General features: G+C 65.8%; 21 protein-coding genes and 1 tRNA gene. 19 read left to right on the top strand and 3 right to left on the bottom strand.

Annotation, left to right across the window (positions count from 1 at the left end; all coding sequences use genetic code 11):
- The first annotated feature begins 3 nt into the window (after positions 1-3).
- Positions 4-3,162 (top strand): bifunctional cytochrome P450/NADPH--P450 reductase, encoded by a 3,159-nt coding sequence (locus tag ACZYY4_RS06555; protein WP_463808796.1) that lies wholly within the window; start codon positions 4-6, stop codon positions 3,160-3,162.
- Positions 3,163-3,380: 218 nt separating this feature from the next.
- Here the strand turns inward: ACZYY4_RS06555 and ACZYY4_RS06550 are convergent.
- Positions 3,381-3,454, bottom strand: a tRNA-Met gene (locus tag ACZYY4_RS06550).
- A gap of 429 nt (positions 3,455-3,883) precedes the next feature.
- On the opposite strand from ACZYY4_RS06550, the gene ACZYY4_RS06545 reads away from it, so the two are divergent.
- The 16 genes from ACZYY4_RS06545 (at position 3,884) to ACZYY4_RS06470 (ending at position 18,252) form a co-directional block, all read left to right on the top strand.
- On the top strand, positions 3,884-4,117 hold the full coding sequence (locus tag ACZYY4_RS06545) for a hypothetical protein (RefSeq protein WP_463808795.1): 234 nt from the start codon (positions 3,884-3,886) through the stop codon (positions 4,115-4,117).
- 56 nt (positions 4,118-4,173) lie between these two features.
- Positions 4,174-5,010 carry an MlaE family ABC transporter permease gene (locus tag ACZYY4_RS06540; protein WP_463808985.1) on the top strand — a complete coding sequence of 279 codons (837 nt, stop codon included), beginning with the start codon at positions 4,174-4,176 and terminating at the stop codon, positions 5,008-5,010.
- Positions 5,011-5,013: 3 nt separating this feature from the next.
- A complete protein-coding gene (locus ACZYY4_RS06535; protein WP_463808794.1) occupies positions 5,014-5,874 on the top strand; it encodes an ABC transporter permease in 861 nt (286 codons plus the stop codon).
- Between the two features lie 3 nt (positions 5,875-5,877).
- Positions 5,878-7,317 (top strand): MlaD family protein, encoded by a 1,440-nt coding sequence (locus ACZYY4_RS06530; RefSeq protein WP_463808792.1) that lies wholly within the window; start codon positions 5,878-5,880, stop codon positions 7,315-7,317.
- Complete coding sequence (locus tag ACZYY4_RS06525; protein ID WP_463808791.1) at positions 7,314-8,363, top strand: MlaD family protein; 1,050 nt, start codon at positions 7,314-7,316, stop codon at positions 8,361-8,363. Before ACZYY4_RS06530 ends, ACZYY4_RS06525 begins: the two co-directional genes overlap by 4 nt.
- A complete protein-coding gene (locus tag ACZYY4_RS06520; protein ID WP_463808790.1) occupies positions 8,360-9,394 on the top strand; it encodes an MlaD family protein in 1,035 nt (344 codons plus the stop codon). Before ACZYY4_RS06525 ends, ACZYY4_RS06520 begins: the two co-directional genes overlap by 4 nt.
- Positions 9,391-10,527, top strand: coding sequence for an MlaD family protein (locus tag ACZYY4_RS06515; protein ID WP_463808788.1), 1,137 nt, complete (start codon positions 9,391-9,393; stop codon positions 10,525-10,527). Before ACZYY4_RS06520 ends, ACZYY4_RS06515 begins: the two co-directional genes overlap by 4 nt.
- Entirely contained in the window at positions 10,524-11,639 is a 1,116-nt protein-coding gene (locus ACZYY4_RS06510; protein WP_463808786.1) for an MlaD family protein, read from the top strand. Before ACZYY4_RS06515 ends, ACZYY4_RS06510 begins: the two co-directional genes overlap by 4 nt.
- Entirely contained in the window at positions 11,636-12,907 is a 1,272-nt protein-coding gene (locus ACZYY4_RS06505; RefSeq protein ID WP_463808785.1) for an MlaD family protein, read from the top strand. Before ACZYY4_RS06510 ends, ACZYY4_RS06505 begins: the two co-directional genes overlap by 4 nt.
- 17 nt (positions 12,908-12,924) lie before the next feature.
- Positions 12,925-13,557 (top strand): Mce protein, encoded by a 633-nt coding sequence (locus ACZYY4_RS06500; protein ID WP_463808784.1) that lies wholly within the window; start codon positions 12,925-12,927, stop codon positions 13,555-13,557.
- A gap of 19 nt (positions 13,558-13,576) precedes the next feature.
- Entirely contained in the window at positions 13,577-14,152 is a 576-nt protein-coding gene (locus tag ACZYY4_RS06495; RefSeq protein WP_463808783.1) for an Mce protein, read from the top strand.
- A gap of 5 nt (positions 14,153-14,157) precedes the next feature.
- Positions 14,158-14,958 (top strand): hypothetical protein, encoded by an 801-nt coding sequence (locus tag ACZYY4_RS06490; protein ID WP_463808781.1) that lies wholly within the window; start codon positions 14,158-14,160, stop codon positions 14,956-14,958.
- Positions 14,959-15,028: 70 nt separating this feature from the next.
- Entirely contained in the window at positions 15,029-15,208 is a 180-nt protein-coding gene (locus tag ACZYY4_RS06485; RefSeq protein ID WP_463808780.1) for a hypothetical protein, read from the top strand.
- A gap of 35 nt (positions 15,209-15,243) precedes the next feature.
- Positions 15,244-16,158, top strand: coding sequence for an oxygenase MpaB family protein (locus ACZYY4_RS06480; protein WP_463808779.1), 915 nt, complete (start codon positions 15,244-15,246; stop codon positions 16,156-16,158).
- 2 nt (positions 16,159-16,160) lie between these two features.
- Positions 16,161-16,976 carry an oxygenase MpaB family protein gene (locus ACZYY4_RS06475; RefSeq protein ID WP_463808777.1) on the top strand — a complete coding sequence of 272 codons (816 nt, stop codon included), beginning with the start codon at positions 16,161-16,163 and terminating at the stop codon, positions 16,974-16,976.
- Between the two features lie 13 nt (positions 16,977-16,989).
- On the top strand, positions 16,990-18,252 hold the full coding sequence (locus tag ACZYY4_RS06470) for a TetR/AcrR family transcriptional regulator (RefSeq protein WP_463808776.1): 1,263 nt from the start codon (positions 16,990-16,992) through the stop codon (positions 18,250-18,252).
- Positions 18,253-18,298: 46 nt separating this feature from the next.
- On the opposite strand, the gene ACZYY4_RS06465 is transcribed toward ACZYY4_RS06470, so the two are convergent.
- Together ACZYY4_RS06465 and ACZYY4_RS06460 are read right to left on the bottom strand one after the other, a co-directional pair.
- Entirely contained in the window at positions 18,299-21,259 is a 2,961-nt protein-coding gene (locus tag ACZYY4_RS06465; protein WP_463808774.1) for a UPF0182 family protein, read from the bottom strand.
- Positions 21,260-21,314: 55 nt separating this feature from the next.
- Positions 21,315-22,334 (bottom strand): YlbL family protein, encoded by a 1,020-nt coding sequence (locus tag ACZYY4_RS06460; RefSeq protein ID WP_463808773.1) that lies wholly within the window; start codon positions 22,332-22,334, stop codon positions 21,315-21,317.
- Between the two features lie 96 nt (positions 22,335-22,430).
- Between ACZYY4_RS06460 and ACZYY4_RS06455 the strand changes: the two genes are divergently transcribed.
- The gene (locus ACZYY4_RS06455; RefSeq protein ID WP_463808772.1) at positions 22,431-23,792 is read left to right on the top strand and encodes a zinc-dependent metalloprotease; all 1,362 of its coding nucleotides are present in this window, start codon (positions 22,431-22,433) and stop codon (positions 23,790-23,792) included.
- Positions 23,793-23,852: 60 nt separating this feature from the next.
- A complete protein-coding gene (locus ACZYY4_RS06450; protein WP_463808770.1) occupies positions 23,853-24,722 on the top strand; it encodes a cyclodehydratase in 870 nt (289 codons plus the stop codon).
- The last annotated feature ends 13 nt before the right edge of the window (positions 24,723-24,735 follow it).

Raw genomic sequence — 24,735 nt, 5'->3', positions numbered from 1 at the left:
GATATGGCCGATTTCACAGCCTCGCCTCCGCCTGACCTGGACGACGTTCCGTCCGCCGAGGGACCGTTGCCACCACCGTCTGACCTCCTCGGTCGACCGTACGCACTGCCCGTCGACATTCTCGGCGAACTCCACGGGCCGCTGTTCTACGCCGACTACAGCGGCGTTCGAAAGCTCTACGCCTGCTCACGGGAGCTGACCGAAGAGCTGTGCGACGAGAACCGGTTCGCCAAGAACCTGATGCAGCCATTGGCCCGGGTCCGCCTCCTAGCAGGTGATGGGCTGTTCACCGCGTACCACGGCGAGCCGAATTGGCAGAAGGCTCACGACGTCCTGATACCCGGTTTCAGCTACGCCGGACTCCGCAACTACCACAGCGCCATGCTCGACATCGGCACCCAGTTGATCGACCGCTGGGATGCCCGCGTCGGGTATCGGCCGGCAGACGCATCGACCGACCTGCAGAAGCTCGCGATGGACACCGTCGCCCTTGCCGGCTTCGGAGCACGATTCGACTCTTTCAATCACGAAGGACTTGCCCCGATCCCGCGAAGTTTCACAGCGGCCCTGGATGAGCTCGGAAAGGCTGAGCGGACCCCAGAATTCGACGAAGCACTCGCCTATTTGCATCGCAGCTTCGACGAGCTGGTCGAGGAACATCGAACCGCCAGCACGCACAAACTCGACGACCTGCTGTACGTCATGCTCGGAAAGGGTTCCGACGACCGACCGTTACTGGACCCAGACAACATTCGCAACCAGATCATGACCTTTCTCATCGCCGGCCAACTGACCACATCCGAACTGATGCCCACCGCGCTCTACAACCTGATGCAGCACCCGGCCGTACTGTCGCGTGCCGCGGCAGAAGTAGATGCCGTGTTCGGTAAGGGCGACGACTATCTGCCGACCTATGACGACATCGGAAGGCTCGAGTACCTGCGACGGGTGATCAACGAAACCCTGCGACTGTCGCCGCCGGTCATCGGCTTCGACCGAATGGCCCTGGCAGATACCGTCATCGGCGGCAGATACCCGATCAAGAAGGGCGAGGCCGTCACCGTCCTGACCGGGGCGCTTCATCGTCAGCCCGAATGGGGCGACAACGTCGAACTCTTCGATCCGGACAGGTTCGATGCCGAACGAGCCGCCAGCAGACCGGGGGCGGTGTTCAAACCCTTCGGCACCGGTGCACGATCCTGCATCGGACGCCAGTTCGCATTGCACGAGACGGCCATGACGATCGCCCGGCTGATCCACCGGTATCGCCTGATCGACTCGCAACACTATGTGTTGCAGTTCGAGAGCGAACGCAGTCGGCGCCCAGTGGGCTTCAATCTCGACCTGATCCGGCGAACACCGGAGAACCGCCACAGCATGGCATCCCCGGAATCCCCGCCAGCACACCGGAATGCATCGGGTGGCATCACCCCCGTCAAAGCGGGCACAACGCTCGCGGTGCTACATGGCTCGAATCTCGGAACCTGCCGGGCGCTGGCCAAGCAGCTCGCCGAAGAGGCCACCGACCTTGGCTGCGTCGCCACCATAGCGCCCCTCGACGACTTTGCCGGCGCCCTGCCGAATGCCGACGCAACCGTCATCGTCGCCTCGTCATACAACGGACAGCCGACGGACGACGCGCGCGCATTCCTCGCCTGGCTGCTCAGCGAGAACGCCGCGTTGGACGGCGCACCGTACTTCGCGGTACTGGGCGTCGGGGATCACAACTGGGCCGACACCTACCAGTCGGTGCCCAAACACATTGACGAACGCCTGACCGAACTGGGCGCCCGGCCCCTTATCCCCCGGGCGTCAGCCGATACCTCGGGGGATCTCAATGGGATTGTCGAAGAGTTCTCCATCGCTTTGCGCGCAGCACTCTCCGAGCACTTCGGCGATCCGGACGCCACACCGATCACCGACGACGACGAACCGCTCTACGACCTGCATCCCATCATCGGCCCGGTCACTGCGGCAATTGACGCCCGGTTCGCTGTGACACCGATGACAGTGTTGGACAACACCGGACTAGGGGGTGACGACATGACCCTCGGAGGAGCCAAACGCTTTGTCCGCGTTGTCCTTCCCGATGGAGTTGGATACCAGACGGGTGATCACCTGACTGTTCTTGCTGACAATCCGCCGGATCTCGTAACCACGGTGCTCGAGCTTCTTGGCATCGACGGCGAACGGCGGCTGTCTATCAATTCTCGACGGACCTCGCGGCGGTTGATCGCACTCGACCGGGAGGTAAGTGCCCGCGAGCTGCTCACCCACTTCGTTGAGCTGCGAAAGCCCGTCACGCGGAGCCAATTACGCCGCCTCGCAGTGTCCAACCCATACCAACCGGAGCGTGAACGCCTTGAGCAACTCGCTGCATCGGCGGATCCGTGCGTCCTCGGCCCATTCGAATGTCTGCTCGAGTTCCCGGCATGCGTGCTGACGGGGGCGCAGCTGCTGGACCTGCTGGAACCGATGACGCCGCGCCACTATTCCATTGCGTCGTCCTCCCGACTAGCGCCGGGCCTGGTCGCACTCGTAGTCAGCGTGCTCGACGCGCCGGCCCGGTCCGGCTATGGGCAATTTCAAGGCGTGGCGTCCAACTATCTGGCCACCGTCGCCCCGGGTGCCCAGATTCGGGCGCGGGTCGACCCGGCCCGCCAGGCGTTCCGTGCCGGTGCCGACCCCGCGAGAAACGTGATCCTGGTCAGCGCCGGCACGGGTGTTGCCCCGTTCCGCGGCTTCCTGGGCGACCGCTTAGCCGCCAAACAGGAGGGAACGCCCTACTCGCCAGCGTTGTGTTTCTTTGGAGTCCGAAACCCCGACCTGGACTATATATTCCGCGAACAGTTCGAGGCCGCGGAATCGGAGGGAATCGTCCGGATGCGCCCGGCCTTCTCCCGCGCACCTCTCAACGGCGTGCGGTATGTCCAAGACCGGATCACCGCCGACGCCGACGAAGTGTGGCAGTTGCTCGGCGACCCCGCCAAGCACACTCACGTCTATGTGTGTGGCGACGGCGCCAAGATGGCGCCGGCGGTGCGGCAGGCATTCATCGACATCTACCGCGCGCGTACCGGAAGTGACGAGAGCCAAGCTCGCGAATGGCTTATCGGCCTGGTGGAGTCCGACCGATACGTGGAGGATGTATGGGCCGGATGACCGTTTCGACTCTCAATGACCCGTTCGACCGACGCGAAAGTGACTTCAGGCCAATCGGTAGGCTGCACTTTCCTCCGTAGCGGGAACCGGTCACGACGCAACGTGACCCTCGACCCCACCGGGGACTACCGACCACGCCCCCCGTGCCCCAAACGGAAAAAGCCGCAAACCTGAAGTAGGTCTGCGGCCATTCCGATGCCTTGCGACATCTCATTTTGTAGCGGGGACAGGATTCGAACCTGCGACCTCTGGGTTATGAGCCCAGCGAGCTACCGAGCTGCTCCACCCCGCGTCGGTATCTAGAGGCTACCCAACGGACGGCGAGGCGCCAAATCGGCTGCAGCCGGCACCCGCCAGCTATCGCCGCCACAGCTGACAGACTGAAACCGAAGTGGAACCAAAATTAACAACACCCGATTCGCCGCCGAGCTGACGTGGTTGCATCAGAGCATCGCCGCAGCCGCCACCTCCGCGTGCCGTAGACACAATCATCCCTGTTAGCCGCATTATCCGAGCCGCCATCCATCACGGGATCGAGCGCTCCAGTCGATACGACCGCCATTCCACCAAGCTCTTGAAACAGAAGTTCAGCTGGAATCAGACTTAACTTTTTTCTTGCGGGCCGCCGGTGGCTGTGCGATGCTGCACACACGGTGCCATGTGCGCCCTGCATCACATCCCCGCCTTCCGGGCGGGACCAACGAGTCGGGAGAGACTACGGATGCCTGGAATCGTCGACGGCATAGGCCGTCTGCTCAGCTACCGGATGAGTGTCGGAGAACTCATCGGGCTGGGTCTGATCCTCGGGACGCCCTACCTGATCATCGGCCTGATCTGGTCGCTGACGCACACCGCTCACCTCCATGAGATGCAAGGTGTGGACCTGGTGGTCTCCTTCCTCGGATCGATCGTGTCGTGGCCGGTGTTGCTGTTCGCAAACGTCTGCATGCAGTGACTCCGATGACCCCATCGGATTCCGCACGCCGGCTGATCCACCTCGCCGATCAACAAATGGCCGGCCGGCCGGGCCTTCGGGCCGTGGTGGACTGGTTCCTGCAGTACCTGAAGAACCATCCGATCCAGTCACTGGGCACCGCCGGCAGCCAGGTGGTACTCGGGGTGCGGGCCATCCAGTACCTGTTCGCCGACCTGTTCACCGGGCGCTTCCTGATCGGTGAATTCATCGATCAAACGGCGTTCGTCGCCGGCGCCGCTTTCCTGCCAACGGTTTTCGTCACCATCCCGGTGGGAGTGACTCTCTCGATCCAGTTCAGTGTGCTGGCCGGGCAAGTCGGCGCCTCATCCCTCGCCGGTGCGGCCACCGGGCTCGTCATCATCCGCCAAGCCGCCCCACTGGTCGCCGCGATGCTGCTGGCAGTGGCCGTCGGTTCCGCGGTCTGTGCCGACCTCGGATCGCGGACCATGCGCGAAGAGATCCAGGCCATGGAGGTCATGGGGGTCTCGCCGGTGCGACGGCTGGTCGTACCCCGGCTGGCCGCCCTGATGACCGTCGGCGTATTGCTCACCGGCATCACCTTTTTCGTCGGGTACGTCGCCGGCTACATCTTCAACGTGTTCCTGCAAAACGGGACGGCAGGCTCCTTCATCGCCACCTTCTCCTCGTTCTCCGACGTCGGCGACATGTGGCTGGCATTCGCCAAATCCATCGTCTTCGGGATGATCGTCGCGATCGTGAGCTGCCAGAAAGGCCTCGCCAGCCACGGCGGACCCGCTGGGGTCGCCAACTCGGTGAACGCCGCGGTCGTCGAGTCGATCCTGCTGCTGATGTTCGTCAACGTCTTGATGAGCCAGCTCTACGTCATCCTGTTCCCGAGGCAGGCACTGTAGAAGATGGTCATTCCCAGCGCTTTTCAGATCCCGGCCCTGCGCCCGATCGCCGAATCGGCCAACGGCGCCTTCCTAGCGGTGGCCCGCACCGGGCACCTGGTGCATTTCTTCGGACGCACGTTCGCTTCGATCCCGACCATGCTCCGGCATTACCGCCGCGAGATGCTGCGATTGCTGTCCGATATCGCCTGGGGCAACGGGTCGATCGTGGTGGGCGGTGGCACCATCGCCGTCGCGCTGGCACTCGGGGCGATCGCCGGCGCGCTGGTCGCCGTCGAAGGCTACAACGTGTTGGACCTACTCGGGCTGGGTCCGGCCACCGGCCTGATCTCCTCTTTCGCCACCACCCGCGAACTGGCCCCGATCATGGTTGGGATGGCGTTCATCGCCCAGGCCGGCTGCCGGTTCACCGCCCAGCTCGGCGCGATGCGCATCAACGAGGAGATCGACTCGCTGGAGGCCATGGCGATCAACCCCATCCCGTATCTGGTCACCACCCGGGCGGTCGCCTCGGTCATCGCAGTCGTCCCGCTGTTCCTGGTGGCGCTGGGCGTCGCCTACCTGTCCTGCCAGTTCTCGGTGATCCTGATCTCGGGCCAATCCAATGGGTCCTACCTGCACTACTTCTCGCTGTTCGTCAACGGTCGCGACGTGTTGTACGCGACGTTCAAGGCCACCGTGTTCGTGTTCGTCTCGTCGACCATCCAGAGCTATTACGGGTTCGTCGCCTCGGGTGGCCCGGCCGGCGTGGGCATCGCAGCGGGGCGCGCGATGCGAACCAGCGTCACCGCGGTGGTCGTGGTGAACATGTTCTTGACCATGGCGCTGTGGGGCGTCGAGTCCGGCGCCAGGTTCGGGGGTTAGGCGATGCCGAACTCGTTCGACACCGACCCGCGCGGGCCGTCTAATCGCCGAGTGTTCGTGCTGGGCGTCTGTTTCATTGTCATCGCCGTCGCCACCGCGACATTGATGGTCGCCAAATCCCAGGGCCGGCTGGACAACCTGGTCCGGATCGACGTGCGGCTGTCCAACATCGGCGACGGCCTGCCACCTCGCTCCGATGTCAAGTACCACGAACTTCTGGTCGGTTCGGTCGCCGACATCACCCCGTCCACGCACGGGCTGCCCAACGAAGTCCACGTGGTGCTGAAACCCGAACATGCGGCCAAGATCCCCAACACCGTCACCGCCCGGGTCGTGCCGGCCAACCTGTTCGCGGTCTCGGCGATCCAGTTGGTCGACAACGGCGCGGGCGCAGACCATCTGCGCTCGGGCTCGGTGGTCTTCGAAGACGAGTCGCTGCCCACCGTGCTGTTCCAGAACGTGCTGAACAAACTCCGGCAGTTGATCAGTCCCCTGGGTCGCAAACCCGACGACACCACCGTCGGCGTGATCGCCGCTCTGGGCACCGCCACCCACGGACGCGGCCAGGAGCTGACCGACACCGGACACAATCTCAACGAGATTCTGGCGCAACTGAACTCCGTCGTCGCCGCAGACGACACCAATCCCACCACCTTGTCGGCGCTGACAGCGGCCGCCGAAGGCCTGCAGCGGGTGTCCCCCGAACTGTTCGACGCGCTGGACCGATCGATCCGACCCATGACGACCATCGCGGAGAAGGGACCGCAGCTGTCCAGCCTGCTGACCGGCGGAACCGACACCGCAGCCACGTTGGCGAGCGCCCTGGAGAATCAAGCCGAGCGGATGATCACCATCACCAGCCAGTTCACCCCCGCCCTCGGCGTGATCGCCGATCACGCCGGCGAATTCCACGGAGTGTCAACCAAGTTGCAGACCCTGGCCGACCGGGTCTACGACATCATCTGGGACCCGGACGCGAAGGCCCTCAGGGTCAAGGCGGCGATCGCGCTGACACCGAGCCGCAACTATGTCCGCGCCGACTGTCCCCGCTACGGCGAGCTGGCCGGACCGAGCTGCGCCACCGCACCGGAAGTGCCCACCGCACCGGAGTTGTTTCCCGCGCTGGAATCCCAGGGCGTCTCGCCCACCCCGGGCATGACGGAGAACCGCCCGAACACCACCGCACCCAGGCACTCGATGCCCGGCGATCCACAGGGACCACCGATCCCGCCGCCGCCCGGACCGCGGCCGGCCGAAGTCCCCACCGTCGAGCCCCAGGGCGCGGTTATCGGCGGCAACGTCGGAGTTGTCGGCAGCCCCCAGGAGAAGCAGCAGATCAGTCGGATCACCGGGAGCGCCGATACCCCCACGGTGCTGCTGCTGGCCCCGCTGCTGCGCGGCAGCACGGTGCGCCTGTCCCAGACCGGAGAAGGTGGCCGATGAGAAGTCGTCGCAAATCGGTGATCGGCATGGCCATCTTCACCACCTTCGCCTTGACCGTCACCTGGATGGTCTACAACACCCTGCGCCGCGACATCGCCGGACCCACCTACAGCTACTCGGCGATCTTCAGCGACGCCTCCGGCATGACCCCGGGCGACGACGTACGGGTCGCCGGCGTACGCGTCGGACGGGTCGACCGGGTGCAGCTGGCCGGCACCGCCGCCAAAGTGCAGTTCCGGGTGCAACGCAGTCAAAAGCTCTTCCAGAACACGATCGCCTCGGTGACCTATCAGAGCATCATCGGGCAGCGCTATCTCGGGCTGGCCCAAGGCGCAGGCGACAACCACGAGATCCTGCCCAACCACGGCCAGATACCGATCGAACGCACCAACCCGTCGCTGGATGTCTCCTACATGCTCAACGGATTCGAGCCGCTGTTCGCCGAATTGGACCCCGAACAGGTCGACAACATCAGCAATGCGACAGTACTTGCCCTGCAAGGCAATCAGACCTCGATTCTGATGCTGATCACCCAGTCCTCGCAGATGGCGGAGACCTTCGCCGGCCCCGACGAAGTGCTCAGCGCGCTCATCACCAACCTCGATCAGCTGATGACCGACTTGGCAAAACAGAGCACCAACATGGAAAGCATGATCCGTCAGTCGCGCGACACCATGGTGACGCTGGCGAACCAGCGAGAACCGCTGGTCGACTCGGTGGGCTCGATCAATGCCACCATGGCGCGGTTGTCCACCATCGTCGACAACATCGCCCCAGATCTCGAAGAATTCGTCGGCCGCCAACCCGGTCTGCTCAACTACGGGGTCAACGACGGCCGCGAACGGTTCGCCTACATGGCGGCGAACCTGCCCTACGTCTTGCAGGGGCTGGCCCGGGTCACCCAGAGCGGCACCTACACCGACGTCTACGCCTGCGAACTGGACCTCGGTCTGTGGCGCGGTCTGTTCCACTGGTTCCGATCGTTCGTCGGCGCAGCCACCGCCAGCGAAGGCCTCGCCCACCAGCACTCGGCGGCGTGCCGATGAGCCTCATCCCCGCCGCACTCAGGCGCCCCATCGAGTCCTTCAGCCGGCCCTGGACCGGCGTGTTCGCGATCGTCATCATCGCCGCGGTGCTGATGGCTACCGTCGTCTACTCCGGCCTGGGTGTCGGGAAGACCCGCTACCACGGTGAATTCGCCCAGGCCGCGCAGATCCGCTCGGGGGCCGTGGTGACCATCGCCGGAGTCAAGGTCGGCACCGTTGAACGCGTCAAGCTGGCCGGCGACCATGTTGTCGTCGCATTCAATGTCGAGCGCGGCATCCCGCTGGGCTCCGGCACCCGCGCCGCGATCAAGTTGACCACCATCTTGGGATCGCGCTATCTCGAACTGTCACCGGCGGGCGCCGGGCAGGTCGAGAACCGCACGATCACCTTGGCGCACACCGAGGTCCCCTATGATCTGCAGCGGACTCTCGCCGGAGCGACACGCACCCTGGGGCCGGTGGATGCCAACCGGTTCGTCGACTCGCTGAACACGCTCAACGCCAACCTCGGCGGGGTCGCCGGCGAACTGCCGCAGGCGCTGACCAACTTGCAGGCGATGGCCGACATCATCGCCGACCGTCGCGAGCAACTGGGCACGCTGCTGACCAACACCGAAACGCTCACCACCATGCTGCGCGAACAACGGGCCAACCTCGGCGCCCTGGTCCTGCAGGGCCGCGATGTGCTGCGTGAGATCGCCACCCGGCGGGCAGCCGTGCAACGACTGTTCGCCAGCGCCACGTTGCTGGTCGGCCGCACCCACGGGATCCTCAACGACGAGGCGGCCGTCAACCAGATGATCAGGGACTTCCACGAATTCATGAAGATGACCGCCGACCACGACGCACTGCTGCGCAACTTCCTGCAATCCACTCCGGTGGCCCTACGCAACTTCGCCAACGCCACCGGCAGCGGCAACGCCGCCGACGTCTTCCTGCCCGCCGGTATCTTCGTCGACTCCTGGATGTGTGCGCTGAGCGGACGCGCCCGGCAGTTCAACCTGGTCGAGTACTTCAAGGACTGCCAATGAGCCGCGCATTGAAGCTCTACATGCTCGCCGGCGCGACCGCCCTGATCCTGGCCGTCACCGGCGCCGCGGTGGCGCCGCAACTGATTCCCGACCTGCCACGGATAGCCCTGCACAAGATCCGGGTGACCGCCCAGTTCTCCGATGCCGTCGGCCTCTACACCGGCAACGGAGTGTCGGTGCTCGGGATGGACGTCGGCAAGGTCACCAGCATCACCCCCAAGGGCGGCTACGTCGAGGTCACGCTCGCGATCGACGCCGAGGTGGACATCCCCGCCGACGTCGAAGCCGTGACCGTCTCCTCCTCGGTGCTCACCGACCGTCACGTCGAACTCACCCCCGCCTATCGCGGCGGACCCAAGCTGCGCAACGGCGACGTGCTGAGTCTGGACCGCACCCGCACGCCTGTGGAGTTCGAACGAACGTTGGCGATGATGCACAAGCTGGGCAGCGCATTGCGCGGCAACGACAACAACCAGGGCCCGCTGGGCGAATTCGTGGCGCTGGGATCGCAGATCACCGTCGGGAACGGCCCCGACATCAAGGCAACGCTGGGCCGGCTGTCGGAGGCACTGCAGGTCGGGTCGGACAAGGGCGCACACAGCAAGAAGACCATTCAGACGATCATCGCCAATATCGCCGAACTGAGCGAAGCGGCGTCCCGAAATGACACCGCGCTAAGAGAATTCGGCTCCTATGTCCATCAGCTCAGCCAGATCCTGGCCGCGGAGAACCTCGGCGCGGGAAACACCGGCAACAAGATCAACCGGTTGCTCGCCGAGACCTCGCGGCTGCTGGAAGGCAACTCCGACCGGTTGCGGGATGCATTCACGGGGGTCCGCACGGTTGCCACGACGCTGACCGACAACGAACGGGATCTACGCGAAATCCTCGACGTGGGGCCACTGTTCGTCGACAACTTCTACAACGTGATCGATGAGAGTGCGGGCAGTCTGCGGGCCCACCTGCTGATCGGCAAGACCCTGTTCAACAGTCAGTTCGGCAAAGAGATCTGCAACTTGATGGGCCTGCGGCAGCTCACCTGCGCGACCGGAACATTGCGGGACTACGGACCGGACTTCGGGCTGGGCAGCATGCTCGATCTGATGCAGGACGGGATCGGTGAGCAGCCGTGAAGCGGCCGACAGTGTGCAGACGCGGTGCCCGCGCAGCGCTGGCGATCGCAACCGCACTACTGACGGTCGGGTGCGGCCTGGACCTGGAAAGCGTCGCCCTGCCCGCGCCCGGTGGCGGCGGGCCCTACTACACCATCACCGCGGTCTTCTCCGACGCCCTGAACCTGCCGGAGAAGGCCAAGGTTCGGTTGTACGGGGCGCAGATCGGCGAGGTCGAATCGATTCGGGCGCGCGACTTCAACGCCTACATCACCATGCGGATCAAGTCCGCGGTACCGCTGTACGCGGGCAGCACCGCCGAGTTGCGCTCGGCCACCCCGCTGGGCGACATCTTCGTGCAGATCTGGCCCGACAAGAACCGGCCCGACGACGCGCCGCTGCTGCACAACGGCGCCGTGCTGCCGCTGGAGTCGACCGCCAACGCTCCCACCATCGAAGAGCTGATCAGCTCGATGGCGATGCTGGTCAACGGCGGTACGGTGCGCCACCTGGTGTCGATGCTCAACGGCGCGGGCAAAGCGGTCGGCGGGCGTGGCGAAAAGCTCGGTCTCCTGCTGGACCAGACCGCGACCCTGCTCTCCCGGATGAGCTACCGGTCGCAGCAGTTGGACCTGACATTGCGGCGGTCATCGGAGTTGGCCGCGACCATGTCGGCGCGTCAGAACACCTTCGATGACGCCTTGACCCACCTGGCGCCGGCCCTCAACGTCATCTCCGACAACACCTCCGACCTGATCGACCTGGTCGATACCGGGGCGCGGATCACCCGTCAGCTGTCCCGCTTCCCGTCGCTGCAAGGTACCGACACCCGCAGTGTGAGCGCCGATCTCAACAAGCTCGCCGGGGTGTTCAACGACATCGCCATCGACCCCGAACTGTCGCTGATGTCGTTCAACCGCTTCCTGGGCATCCTGATGAAGACCTTCAACGGCACCGCGGCACATGTGCGAGGCGAGATCGACAAGATCACCCTGGTTCCCTGGCCCGACAAGAACTACCCGGGCGACCCCGGATTCCACTGGTCGGACGGCACCGACTGGCATCTGATGATCGGGGACCTCCGCTACGAGTGGAACATGTTGCTCTCCCGGATCTACGGACCGCAGCGATGAGGCCCTTCCTCGACCTCCTCGACCTGTTCGCCCGGCTGGGCGTGTGGCTGGTCCAAGTCGGCTACCGGCGACGTATTCTGTTGTCCGGCATCGGATTGGCACTCACCACGGTGTTGGCGGCGGCCTACGTGACGGTCTTCGGTGTCGGGATCAACCCGGCCCAGCAGACGATCTCGGTGCGGGTGCTGCTCCCGCAATCCGGCGGACTGCTGGTCAACCAGGACGTCACCCTGCGGGGGATACCGATCGGCCGGGTCAGCGATGTACACCTGACCGCGGCGGGGGCCGAAGCCGTCGTCGCGCTGCGCGCCGACCGCCCCATTCCGCGCGACAGCCGGGTGCGGGTATCCGGGCTGTCGGTCGCCGGTGAGCAATACCTCGACTTCCGACCCGAACACGACAACGGGCCCTACCTCACCAACGGATCGCTGGTCGGTCAGGATCAGACCACCGTGCCGGTATCGCTGCCCCAGATCATCGATGACAGCCGCGGCGCCCTCGGCCAAGTCGACGCCGAGAAACTGACGGCCGTCTTCGACGAACTTCGGGTCGGTCCGGATGGCGCCAGGAAACTGTCCGCTCTGTTGGACGGCACTGTGCTGTTGGCCTCGACGCTGGACGGCGTAATTCCCGAGACGGTCAGCATGTTGCGCAACACCCGGATCACGTTCACCACCTTCGGCGACGTCGCCCCGGGCCTGAGCGGCACCAGCAACGACCTGCAACAGATCCTCGGCGGCGTCAACGACATGGACGGCGGGTTCCGCACCCTGGTCGATCTCGGCAGTACCGAACTGGGGCAGGTCGACAGCTTCATCGGCGACAACCGGGAAAACGTCTACGCGCTGCTGGGCAACCTGACCACTCTGTCGCAGATCTTCTATCTGCGGGTGCCCGCTCTGCAGGACCTGTGGCGCCCCGACCACGGCTCCCTGGTGGACCGGCTGGCCGGCACCGTGCACGACGGCGGCATCTGGGTGATCGCCGACATCTACCCCCGGCACCGGTGCGACTACGGCCTGCCCCGAAAGCCGCCCTCGGCGGTGAACTTCCCCGCACCGTTCCGCTACACCTACTGTCCCGACGACGATCCGTCGCTGCTGGTCCGCGGTGCCCGCAACGCCCCACGACCACCCGGTGACGACACCGCCGGGCCGCCTCCGGGCCACGACCCGCTGGCGACCCTGGAGCCGCCACCGGTCTATCCGCCCCACACCTTGCCCACGCCCGACGGCGGTCCGCAGCTGCCCGCATGGATCCCCAACTGAGGAGAAAGCCGAACCCGATGCGAAAAACAGCCGACCCTGACGTGTTCGACCAACTCGATGAACAACTCGGCACCGATGCACCGGTCAAGGAGACCGACGACAGTGCCGACAGTGCCACCGACGAGCCCGACTGCGACGAAGCCCGGACCGGCGCAGCCCCCGAGTCGCCGTCGCAACGCCGCCGGGCGGTGGTGGCGCTGTTCGTCGCCCTGACGATCGGGGCCCTGGCGTATTCGGGGTACGCGGGTTGGCGCCTGCACCAACTCGACGCGCGCGCCGCTGCTGGACAGGCCGCCCTGGCCGCCGCGAAGGACTACGCCATCGTCCTGACGACCCTGGACACCGCCGACATCGACGGCAATTACACCCGCGCGCTCGACGGCGCGACCGGCCAGTTCAAGGACGCCTACAGCCTGGGGGCCAAGCAGTTACGTCAGATCCTGATCGACAACAAGGCTTCCGGAAAGGGCATCGTCATCGACGCGGCGGTCAAGTCCGCTACCACGACCAGGGTTGAGGTGTTGCTGTTCACGGACCAATCCATCACCAACGCAGTGCGTTCCGAACCACGGATCGACCGCAACCGGATCCAGATGACCATGGAACTCGTCGAAGGCCGTTGGTTGGCCAGCCAGGTCGACCTGGTGTGAGCGACCGGGAGAGCAGCGCATGACCACCGTTGAGAAACCCGAGATCGGAACTCCCACCGAGGTGCCCGCGGCTTCGCCCCGACCTCGCCGGCTGCGACGTTCGGCACGAACGGCTGCCGCGCTGTGCATCATCGCCGTGCTCGGCGGCGTGGGATTTCAGAGTTGGCTGCTGTACTGCCACCATCGATCGGGTATCGCGGCCCACGAAGCACTGGACGCCGCAACAAAATACGCGGAGATCCTGACGACCGCGAACCCCGGCACCATTGACCGGCAGATCGGCGAAATCCTCGACGGATCGACAGGTGGGTTCCACGATCGCTACGCCAAGCAGAGCTCGGATCTTCGCGCGTTGCTGCTCGCCAACCAGGTGACCACAATCGGCACCGTCGTCGACTCGGCCGTCAAATCCGCCGACGCCAACAACGCCACTGTGCTGTTGTTCATCGAACAGACCTTCACCAGCGCCACGTTGAAAGACGTCCCCGCCGGCCGGCCGGCCCAGCCCGACGTCACCGCCATGGCGATCACCCTGGCGAAGGTGGCCGGTCATTGGCTTGTCAGCGACGTCGCCGCAGGGCAGCAACAGAAATGAGTGCGATGAGCAAGCTCTGCGGCCTGGCCGCAGTGTTCAGCACCGCCGGCACTTTGCTGATCACCTCGCCGGCAGCCGCCGCTTCGGCGCGCGGTTTCTGCGACGAGCTGCAGGCGACATGGGACGGCCAACGGTGCACGACGCTGGTTGTCTCGCCGCGAAAGGCCGAGCGTTACATCGCCTTTGACCTCCCCGAGCCCCTGCTGGACAAAGCTGAGACCGGACCGATAGTGCGCGACTTCTACCATCGGCTGATGACCGGTTGGCGCGATTCGGGCGCCGAGGCGATACGAGACAGCAGCGCAATCGCCTCTTTCGAGAGCATTCCGGGCCCCGGCGCAGTGCAGTCGCTCATCATCCATGAGTGCCTGGAACCATTCGGGATGCAGGCCAACAACGCCTATCGCACTTTCGTCTTCGATCTGGACAAAGGCCGCCGGCTCGCACTCGGTGACCTGTTCAAGCCGGGTATCGATCCGATGCGCGTCATCCCGCCCGCTGCCGCGCCGGTGTTGGCGGCCGCGCTGGACGCAGCGGCTCCCCCGCATGCCCCGAACACTTATCCGTTCACCGTGGAGGAATTCCAGCCCGGCCCGACCGGCAGCGGATACACCGGCGACTATCGGGCCTTCGCAATGTCACCGGACGAGCTGGTCCTGTACCTGCCCGACGCCCCGATGCTCCGGGAGAAGCCGCAGCCCGCCGACCGGTTCGTGTGGTCGATGGATGGCGGTGCGGTGGTGGCCAGGGTGCCGCTGGCATCGCTGTCGGCCTCCCTGCGGCCGGAATACGGTGGAACAACATGATGCCCCGCCGAGATGGACCGCCGGGATGGACTATGCGGACACAACCGCGCACTTATAGGAGGACCTGGAGATGATGCTTGTGGTGCGGGTCATCGATCTCGTCGTCAGCATGCTGCGCTACCTGGCCTCACCCGAAGGTCGGTTGCTGCGCGTCGGCGTGCTGGTGGTGGTGTTCTTCGGCGCACTGGTCGGGGCGGCCGGGATCATCTGGGCACTCGCACAGCTGCCGCACTATCTGGCCGGGCCATAGCCGTCACGTATCGCTGCATCGAAAGGATCGCTGAAATGCCGACCTGCCATGAACAGGACAGCCAGGACCAAGCCCCCCACCGCGTGCTCGACACCGCCCAGACCCGGATTCACGTGGACCAGTACACCCCCCGCTGGGACCATGAAGTCGTCGACCTCACTGAGGCGCTGGACTTTTGGTCGGCCGCCGCATCCGCCGCAAATGTGGTCATGCAGTTGAGCATGCCCGGCGTCGGTCACGGGGTCGTGGAGAGCCGGGTCGAATCCGGCGCGCTGATGGAACATCCGTGGAAGCGGTTGCGCACCACAGCCCAATACATGGCCGTCGCGGTCCTGGGCACCGACGAGGAGCGCGCCGCCTACCGAGACGCAGTCAACGTCGCACACCGTCAGGTTCGCTCGACCGCGAACAGCCCGGTCAAATACAACGCCTTCGATCGCGACCTGCAACTGTGGGTTGCCGCGTGCCTGTTCGTGTTCTACGAGGACACCTATCAATTGCTGCGCGGCAAGATGACCGAGGAACAGGCGGAGAACTTCTACCAGCATGCCCGGCCGCTCGGCACCACGTTGCAGGTCACCGATGAACAGTGGCCCGCCACCCGCGCCGAATTCGACACCTATTGGAACGCGACGTGCCAGACCCTTGAACTGGACGACGTCGTCCGCGACTACCTCATGCGCCTGATCAACCTGAAAATGATCAACCCGGTCTTCCGGGTGATCTTCGGACCACTACTGCGGTTCTTGACGATCGGGTTTCTTGCACCGAGATTTCGTGAGCTGCTCGGTGTCGAATGGTCGCAGACCGAGGAACGTCAGTTTGAGAATCTGTTCCTGTTCGTCTCGTTCGTGAACCGTTTCATCCCCGGCTTCCTGCGCACGGTCAATTACCGCGTGCTGATGGCCGACGTCCGCTACCGGATCCGGCGACGCAAGGCGCTGATCTGATCATGTCGCCACCCGCGGTGGGAGACCTGGACCGGGGCAGCATGCTGTGGCATGTCCTGGCCGATCGGCGTTACCTGTTCGTGTTGCCCAGGGCGGTGTGTCTGCTGATGCTGCATCCGGGCATTGCCGCGGGTATCACCGAGCACGCGCTGATGCGCGATCGCATCTGGCTGCATAAGAAGCGCACCGTCACCCAGGCGGTCAATTACGCCTACACCGGCGTCGACATGAGTCCCCAGATGCGGTTCTCCCACGAGCACGTCAAGGGCCTGGACAGCTCCGGGCGGAAATATCATGCGCTGAGCCCGGATGTCTTTCATTTCCAGCACGCCGCTTACGTAGAATCTTTGTTTGTAATGGTCAATACCTTCATCCGGCCGCTCGGCCCGGACGAACACGAGCAGCTCTACCGGGAGTGCTGCGCCTGGTACCGCAGGTATGGCATATCCAGCCGGTCGATGCCGCCGAACTGGCCGCTGTTCGTCGACTACTTCGAGGACTACTGCCGGACACAACTGTTCGCCGGTCCGCACTTCGAGCCGTTCCGCGAACAGATTTTCACTCCCACCGACTGGTGGCCGCGTGCGGTCCCCCACCGGGCCATCCGTGCGCTGCAGCATCCCCATGCCCGCGAACTCACCGGAATCACCGTCACAGCCGCGGACCGGCGGTCACTGCGGCGGTTCACCCGGTTGGCCCGGCTGTCGGCTGTCGCCCCCAGACACCACTGGAATGCACGAGCGCGCGCCGCACTGCGCACCGACCGCCATGACGGCGCGGCGCAGTCCACCTGCAGCACCCCGTCCCGGTCGGCATGAGGCGAGAATTCCCTTGGCTCAACACCTGTCAGAGGTAGCACCCACCGTCCGGCGACGTCCCAAAGACCGCAAGGATCAGATCGCTCGCGTCGCCGCCGAGTCATTCAGCGCCCTCGGCTATCACTCGGTGAGGCTGGAGTCCATCGCCGGCGAGGTCGGCATCTCCGCTCCGGCCCTGTACCGCCACTATGCAAGCAAGTACGACCTGTTCCGCGACGCCGTGCTGGCGTTGAGCCAGCAACTGGTCGATGCGACGGATCTAGCCACTGATCTGGCCGCCGACCCGGCTGCTGGACCTGCCGACGAGCTGCTGCTGGATCAGCTGGTACAGGCCGTTATCGACGTCGCATTGCGCAATCGCGAATCCGGTGGCCTCTACCGATGGCAGGCGCGCTACCTGCGTGAAGCGGACGAGGCGCGGCTGGTCGATCAGCTGCGGCTGGTCGGCCACCGCCTCCAACAGCCGCTGGCCGAGCGGCGTCCCACCTCGACCCCGTTGCAGCGGCGAATACTTGCGACGGGATTGCTCAGTGTCGCCGGCGGCATCGCCGACCATCGCGTGCGCGCTCCGGCCGAGGACATCACAGACGTGCTGAGCGCGGCGTCGTCGGCGTTGCTGAACGCCGAGTTGCCCACCCCGGAGAATTTTGTGCCGGGCGCGCCCGCATGGCGCATCTTCACGCCGGATGCCGGGACCTACGAAGCGCTGTTGCACGCCTCGATGATGCTGTTCCACCGACACGGCTACGCAGAGACCAGCATGGCCCAGATCGCCGCGGTGGCCGGCGTGCGCGTCGCCGGGATCTACCGCTACTTCCCGGGCAAGGCCGACATCCTCAGCACCGCGCTACGGCGCTCCTCCGACCGGCTCTCCGCCGAACTGTCCCGGGTGAACAGCAACCGGCCCGAACCGCGGGAAGCGCTGACCCAACTGGTCGATGCCTTTGTCGCCACCTCATTCGCCAACCCGGAGTTGGCGTCGATCTACTACAGCGAACGGGTCAATCTCACGCCGGCCGATCAGAAGACGCTGCGCAACGTGCAGCGATCCACGATCGACTCCTGGGTTCGGTTGCTTCTGTCGGCGCGCCCCGAACTCACCGCAACCCAGGCCCGATTCCTGGTACACGCTGCGATGGGGCTGGTGGTCGACGTCGGCCGACTGGTGCACTACGACCGGCCCGAAACGGATCCGGCGGGCTCAGCGGACGCGAACCACGCCTACCCGCAGGCATGCGTCCGCGCGCTGATGCACGCCGTGCTCTTCGATTCTTGATCGGGTCACCGTCGGGCGCGGCGGGCCCGAGGTGCCCCGGCTCGCGCTACTTGGTGCCGTTGAACTTCGCCATGGCGTCGTCGAGGCGCTGCAGCGCCGACCCGTAGGCCGCGAAGTCGCCGCGACGCTGCGTTTCGCGCACCGCGGTGATCGCCGCATCGATCTCATGCAGCGCGGCGAGCTTCGCCGGAGACAGCCCGGCGTCGCTGCCCGCCGGCGGAGACGGGACCGCCGCAACGGGCGGAGCAGCCGCTGCCGGGTGCTCCTGGGCCACGCCGCCGTCGGTGGGCGCGATGTCGGTCGCCGCCGCACTCGCCCCGGGCCCGAACAGACCGGTCAGCGCATCGGAGACCGTCGGGCCGTAACCGATCTTGTCGTTGTACATCATCGCCACCCGGATCAGCCGCGGGTACGACGACGACGCGTCACTGGAACCCGGTGAGGCGTAGACCGGTTCGACGTAGAGCAGCCCACCCTGAGCCACCGGCAGGGTCAGCAGATTGCCCCACCGGATGCGGTTCTGGTTGTCGCGTCCGATCACCCCGAGGTCCTGGCTGACCGCGGTGTCGGTGGTGATCGCGTTGTTGGCCAGCTTGGGACCGTTGACCTGGCCCGGGATGGTCAGCACGGTGAGCTTGCCGTAGGTGTCCGGATCCGAGCTGGCGCTGATGTAGGCGGCCAGGTAGTCGCGTTTGAACCGGTTCATCGCGCTGGTCAGCTGATAGGACGCCGAACCATCTTCCTTGACAAGGTTTTTCGCGACGATGTAGTAGGGCGGCTGGAAGCTGCTGGCGGTCGGGTTGGGATCCAGCGGCACGTCCCAGAAGTCGGACGTGGAGAAGAACGTCACCGGGTCGTTGACGTGGTACTTGGCCAACAGCATCCGCTGCACCTTGAACAGGTCTTCGGGATAGCGCAGGTGCTCGGCGAGCTCGGGTGAGATCTCCGCCTTGGGCTTGACCGTGCCGGGGAACACCTTCATCCACGCCTTCAGCACCGGGTCCTTTTCGTCCTGGGCGTACAGGCTCACGGTCCCGTCGTAAGCGTCGACGGTGGCCTTCACCGAGTTGCGGATATAGGACACCCGCCGGTCCGGCAGCAGCCGGTTGAACTCCACCTCTTTGGAGTCCGCGGTAGCCGACGACAGCGAGGTCAGCTGCGAATAGGGGTAATTGTCCAACGTGGTGTAGCCGTCGATGATCCAGACCAGCCGCTTGTTGACGATCGCCGGGTAGACCGTCGAATCGGTGGTCAACCACGGTGCGACCGCCTGCACCCGGCCGGCGGGGTCGCGGTTGAACAGGATCTTGCTGTCCGAACCGATCACCGACGAGAACAAGAAGTTGCGTTCGGCGAATTTAGCGGCGAACACGCTGCGGGACAGCCAGTTTCCGATGCTAACACCGCCGCCACCGGTGTAGGTGTAGTTCTTCGTCTCGGTGTTGGTCTCGTAGTCGTATTCGCGGTCGGCGCCGTTGCGTCCGACGATCGCGTAGTCGGCGAGAGTGTCGGCGATCACCGGACCGTAGTAGACGCGCGGCTGGTCGAGCCGTGCCGGCCCGTCGGAGACCACACCGCCGTTGGCGCCGACGACGTTCGCCAGGAACTCCGGGTAGCCGCCGTTCTGGTTGGGGTCGTTGGCGATTCCTCGCACGGTGTTGGCCGGCGAGGCGATGAACCCGTTGCCGTGGGTATAGACGGTGTGCCGGTTGATCCAGTCGCGCTGGTTGTCGATCAGCCGATCGGGGTTGAGCTCGCGGGCGGCGACCACATAGTCGCGCAGCTCGCCGTCGTGATCCCGATAGCGGTCGATGGTGAGCTGGTCGGGGAAGAAGTAGAAGTTCTTGCCCTGCTGGAATTGGGTGAAAGCGGGGCTGACGATGGTCGGGTCCAGCAGCCGGATGTTGGAGGTGGTGGCGGCATCGGCGCCCACCTGCGCGGCCGTGGCCCGTGCGTCGCCGCTGTAGTTGCGGTAGGTGACCACGTCCTCTGTCAGCCCGTAGGCCTGCCGGGTCGCCGCAATCGAGCGGGAGATGTATTCGCTCTCCTTCTGCGCCGCGTTGGGCTTGACGCTGAACTGTTCCACGATCAGCGGCCAGCCGGCGCCGACTACCACCGACGACAACAGCAACAGCACCAGGCCGATCGCCGGAATCTGCAAGTCGCGCAGCACGATCGCCGAGAACACCGCGACCGCGCAGATCAGCGCGATCGCCAGCAGGATCATCTTGGCGGGCAGCACCGCGTTGATGTCGGTGTACCCGGCCCCGGTGAACGGCTTGCCGGTGCGGGTATGGCTGAGCAGCTCGTAGCGGTCCAGCCAGTAGGCGGCGGCCTTGAGCAACACCAGGGTGCCGATCAGGCTGACCACCTGGATACGTGCCGGACGGCTCAGGGCACCGGCACGGCCGGACAACCTGATGCCCCCGAAGATGTAGTGCGTCGTCAGGTTCGCGATCGTGGCGAGGAAGAACGTCACCAGCAACAGACCGATCACCAGCCGGTAGAACGGCAGGTCGAAGGCGTAGAAGCCAAGGTCCTTGCCGAACTGCGGATCGGTGATCCCGAAGTCACCGCCCCGCAGGAACAACTGGATGCGCACCCAGTAGCTCTGGGCGACGATGCCGGCCAGCAGACCGATCCCCACCGGTATCCCGAAGGCGACCAGCCTCAGCCGCGACAACACTGCGGTGCGATAGCGCGCCACCGGATCGTTCGCGCCGCCCGAGGGCACGAACACCGGCCGGGACCGAAAGGCCAAGGCCAACCCGGCGAACACGACCCCGCCGACCATCAGCCCCACCACCACGAAGGCGACCAGGCGGGTCAGCAACGTGGTGACGAACACCGACCGGTAGCCGAGCTCTCCGAACCACAACCAGTCGACGTAGCCGTCGATCAGCCGCGGCCCGACCAACAACAGCGCGATCACGGCGAGGGCGCTCCCGATCATGACCCGGCTGCGCGGGGTCAACTTCGGCATTCTCGCGGTGGGCCGCATACCCACGTGCCACGCTCCCTAGCTCGGTTGTCCTGACGGCCCCACTGTAGCCAACCGCGCATCAGCAAGACGGCGGCTGACCTCCGCCGGTCAGGATTCGCAACGCGTCGACCGCCTGGGCGAGGCTGTCGACCTTGATCAGCTGCAGCCCGTTGTTGTCCGATCGGGCCTCGTAACAGTTCTCGGTCGGGACCAGAAACACCGTCGCGCCGGCTTCCCGGGCCGCAATCATCTTGTGCGTGATCCCCCCGATCGCGTCGACCTGACCGTTGGCCTTGATGACTCCGGTGCCGGCTATGAAGTTCTGCCCGGCCAGCGTGCCGGTGCCGAGCTTGTCGACGACGGCCAGCGAGAACATCAGGCCGGCCGACGGCCCACCGATATTGGCGAGGTTGAAGTCGACTGTGAACGGCGCCCACGGCGCGTCGAGTACCGAGACGCCCAAGAATCCGTTGGGGCGGTCCTTGTTCTCTCCCAGCGTAATCCGCGCCGTGCCGGGTGCGGCATTCTTGCGCCGGTAGTCGATGGCCACCGTCTCGCCCGGTTTGGTTCCGGCCAGTCGCTTGGTGAACTGTTCGACGGTGTAAACGGCGTCGCCGTTGACCGCATCCACGGCGTCACCGCGCTGCAGCGCGCCGGCCGACGGCCCGGGGTCCTGGACGTCGGCCAGGGTGACCGCGCTCGGGTAGCGCAGGTAGCCCAGGGCGGCGTATTCGGCGCTCTGCTCGGACGCACGGAAATCGGCGTCGTTGTCCTCGTCGACTTCCTCCCGGGACTTGCCGGGCGGATAGACCAGGTCACGGGGCATGAGCTGTTCGCGCCCGGACAACCACAGAGCCAGCGCCTCGCCCAGTGTCAGCCCGTCGCGCTGGGACACCGTGGTCATGTTCAGATGACCCGACGTGGTCTGCGTCCTGATGCCCTGGATGTCGACCACTTGCTTGCCGTCGACCATCCCGAGCGTGTCGAACGTGGGCCCGGGACCCAACGACACGAAGGGCACGGTCACCGCTGTCAGCAGTACGCCGAACACGACCACCGGCAGCAGCGCCGCCAACAGCGTCAGAATCCGCCTGTTCACCCCGGGTATGGTAAACGGCCCCGGGCCGAGGCGGGCCTGGACCGTCGGGGACCGCGCGTCGCACGTCGCGCGATGCAGGTCGGTACGGTTGTGTCTATGGCTGATCTGCCCTTCGGTTTCTCCTCCGGGGACGACCCCGACCGCGAACGGCCCGGCTCGGGCTCCGGGGCCGGCGATCCCTTCGGTATAGGTGCCGGTTTCAACATCTCCGATCTGGGTCAGATCTTCACCCAACTCGGCCAGATGTTCAGCGGTGCCGGCACCATGGCTCCCGGCGGTCGCCCGTCCGGGCCGGTGAATTACGACCTCGCCCGGCAGGTTGCGGCCCGCTCGATCGGTTCGGTCGCGCCGGTTACGGCCTCGACCGCCACCGCCATCGGCGACGCGGTGCGCCTGGCCGAGACCTGGCTCGACGGTGCGACGTCATTGCCGGCCGGCACCACCGGCTCAGCCGCGTGGACACCCGTGGACTGGGTGGAACACACCATGGCCACTTGGCAGCGACTGTGCGACCCGATGGCCGAACAGGTTTCGTCAGTCTGGGCTTCGGCGCTGCCGGACGAGGCCAAATCCATGGCCGGACCGCTGCTGTCGGTGATGTCGCAGATGGGCGGATTGGCGTTCGGATCGCAGTTGGGCCAGGCACTGGGCCGGCTGTCCGGGGAGGTGCTCACCTCGACCGACATCGGATTACCATTGGGCCCCAAGGGGATTGCCGCGCTGCTTCCTGGTGCGATCGAAGAACTGGCCGGTGGCCTGGAGCAGCCGCGCAGCGAGATCGTCACCTTCTTGGCCGCCCGCGAGGCCGCCCACCACCGGTTGTTCAGCCACGTCCCGTGGCTGTCCAACCAGCTGCTCAGCGCCGTGGAGGCCTACGCCCGCGGCATGAAGATCGACATCCGGGGAATCGAGGAGCTGGCCCAGGGATTCGACCCGACTTCGATGACCGACCCCTCGGCGATGGCAGAGCTGCTCGGCCAGGGCGTGTTCGAACCCAAATCGACACCAGAACAGCTGGCTGCCCTGGAGCGCCTGGAGACCCTGCTGGCCCTGATCGAAGGCTGGGTGCAGACCGTGGTCAACGGGGCGCTGGGCGACCGGATTCCGGGTACCGCCGCGCTGTCGGAGACGCTGCGCCGACGCCGCGCCACCGGGGGCCCCGCCGAGCAGACCTTCGCCACCCTGGTCGGCCTGGAACTGCGCCCACGCAAGCTGCGCGAAGCCGCGGTGTTGTGGGAACGGCTGACCGCCGCCGTCGGGGTGGACACCCGAGACAAGGTGTGGCAGCACCCCGACCTGCTGCCCGAGGCCGCCGACCTCGACGACCCGGCCGCGTTCATAGACCGGACCCTCGGCGGCGACACCAGCGGCATGGACTCCGCAATCGATCAGGCGATCGCGGATTTCCAGAGAGAGGCCGACGACACTGCCGGCAACGGCGACGCCGACCAGCCGTGACCGCTAGATCCTGTGGATAGCTGATCACCCCGCCGCGCCCGGCGTGACAGGGTCGGGTGTATGACCAGGGCCGACTCCGCGACGTCCACCTACGCGCTGGACCCGGCGCGGCCGGTGCTGCTGCGCCCGGACGGGGCGGTGCAGGTCGGCTGGGACCCCCAACGGGCGGTACTCGTGCAGCCGCCACGCGGCCTGAGCGCAGCCGGGCTGGCCGCCGTGCTGCGCTCGATGCAGACCCCGACCAGCGCCGCCGAACTACGGCTCGAAGCCGCCCGGCACGGCCCGGTGGACACCGCGGAGCTGAACGACCTGTTCGACGCACTGGTCAACGCACGCGTCGCGGTGCGAGACACCGGTTCGCGCCGGCAGTGCGGCCCTGTGTCGCTGCGGGTGCACGGCCGTGGGCCGCTGTCGGATCTGCTGGTCGAGTCGCTGCGCTGCTCGGGCGCCGTGGTCCGGCGCAGCAGCCACCCGCACGCCGCGGTGAGCACCGCCGGAACTGATCTGGTGGTGCTGTCGGACTATCTGGTCGCCGAGCCACGGCTGGTGCGCGAACTGCACGCCGAGCGCGTGCCGCACCTACCGGTGCGGGTGCGCGACAGCATCGGTGTGGTCGGCCCGCTCGTTCTGCCCGGCACGACCAGCTGCCTGGGGTGCGCAGACCTGTACCGGCGAGACCGGGACTCCTCCTGGCCGGCGGTGGCCGCCCAGCTGCGCCACACCGTCGCCCACACCGACCGCGCGACGGTGCTGGCGACGGTGGCGCTGGCCCTGAGCCAGGTCGAACGGGTGATCGCGGCGGTGCGCGGGCTGGTCGCCGACCGCGACCTCGGCCCGCCTCCGACGCTCAACGCCACCCTGGAATTGGATCTGGTGAGCGGATCGATCATGACGCGACGCTGGGCTCGGCATCCGCTGTGCGACTGCTGACGTTGCGCCGCCT

The organism is Mycobacterium sp. IDUB_21 (genome assembly GCF_055419425.1).
Note: the sequence above shows the minus strand (reverse complement) of the source record. Positions and strands in the feature narration are given on the sequence as shown.

Coding starts and splice junctions, on each gene's coding strand:
- ACZYY4_RS06555 (WP_463808796.1), top strand. CDS start 4: ATGGCCGATTTCACAGCCTCGCCTCCGCCTGACCTGGACGACGTTCCG.
- ACZYY4_RS06545 (WP_463808795.1), top strand. CDS start 3,884: ATGCCTGGAATCGTCGACGGCATAGGCCGTCTGCTCAGCTACCGGATG.
- ACZYY4_RS06540 (WP_463808985.1), top strand. CDS start 4,174: ATGGCCGGCCGGCCGGGCCTTCGGGCCGTGGTGGACTGGTTCCTGCAG.
- ACZYY4_RS06535 (WP_463808794.1), top strand. CDS start 5,014: ATGGTCATTCCCAGCGCTTTTCAGATCCCGGCCCTGCGCCCGATCGCC.
- ACZYY4_RS06530 (WP_463808792.1), top strand. CDS start 5,878: ATGCCGAACTCGTTCGACACCGACCCGCGCGGGCCGTCTAATCGCCGA.
- ACZYY4_RS06525 (WP_463808791.1), top strand. CDS start 7,314: ATGAGAAGTCGTCGCAAATCGGTGATCGGCATGGCCATCTTCACCACC.
- ACZYY4_RS06520 (WP_463808790.1), top strand. CDS start 8,360: ATGAGCCTCATCCCCGCCGCACTCAGGCGCCCCATCGAGTCCTTCAGC.
- ACZYY4_RS06515 (WP_463808788.1), top strand. CDS start 9,391: ATGAGCCGCGCATTGAAGCTCTACATGCTCGCCGGCGCGACCGCCCTG.
- ACZYY4_RS06505 (WP_463808785.1), top strand. CDS start 11,636: ATGAGGCCCTTCCTCGACCTCCTCGACCTGTTCGCCCGGCTGGGCGTG.
- ACZYY4_RS06500 (WP_463808784.1), top strand. CDS start 12,925: ATGCGAAAAACAGCCGACCCTGACGTGTTCGACCAACTCGATGAACAA.
- ACZYY4_RS06495 (WP_463808783.1), top strand. CDS start 13,577: ATGACCACCGTTGAGAAACCCGAGATCGGAACTCCCACCGAGGTGCCC.
- ACZYY4_RS06490 (WP_463808781.1), top strand. CDS start 14,158: ATGAGCAAGCTCTGCGGCCTGGCCGCAGTGTTCAGCACCGCCGGCACT.
- ACZYY4_RS06485 (WP_463808780.1), top strand. CDS start 15,029: ATGATGCTTGTGGTGCGGGTCATCGATCTCGTCGTCAGCATGCTGCGC.
- ACZYY4_RS06480 (WP_463808779.1), top strand. CDS start 15,244: ATGCCGACCTGCCATGAACAGGACAGCCAGGACCAAGCCCCCCACCGC.
- ACZYY4_RS06475 (WP_463808777.1), top strand. CDS start 16,161: ATGTCGCCACCCGCGGTGGGAGACCTGGACCGGGGCAGCATGCTGTGG.
- ACZYY4_RS06455 (WP_463808772.1), top strand. CDS start 22,431: ATGGCTGATCTGCCCTTCGGTTTCTCCTCCGGGGACGACCCCGACCGC.
- ACZYY4_RS06450 (WP_463808770.1), top strand. CDS start 23,853: ATGACCAGGGCCGACTCCGCGACGTCCACCTACGCGCTGGACCCGGCG.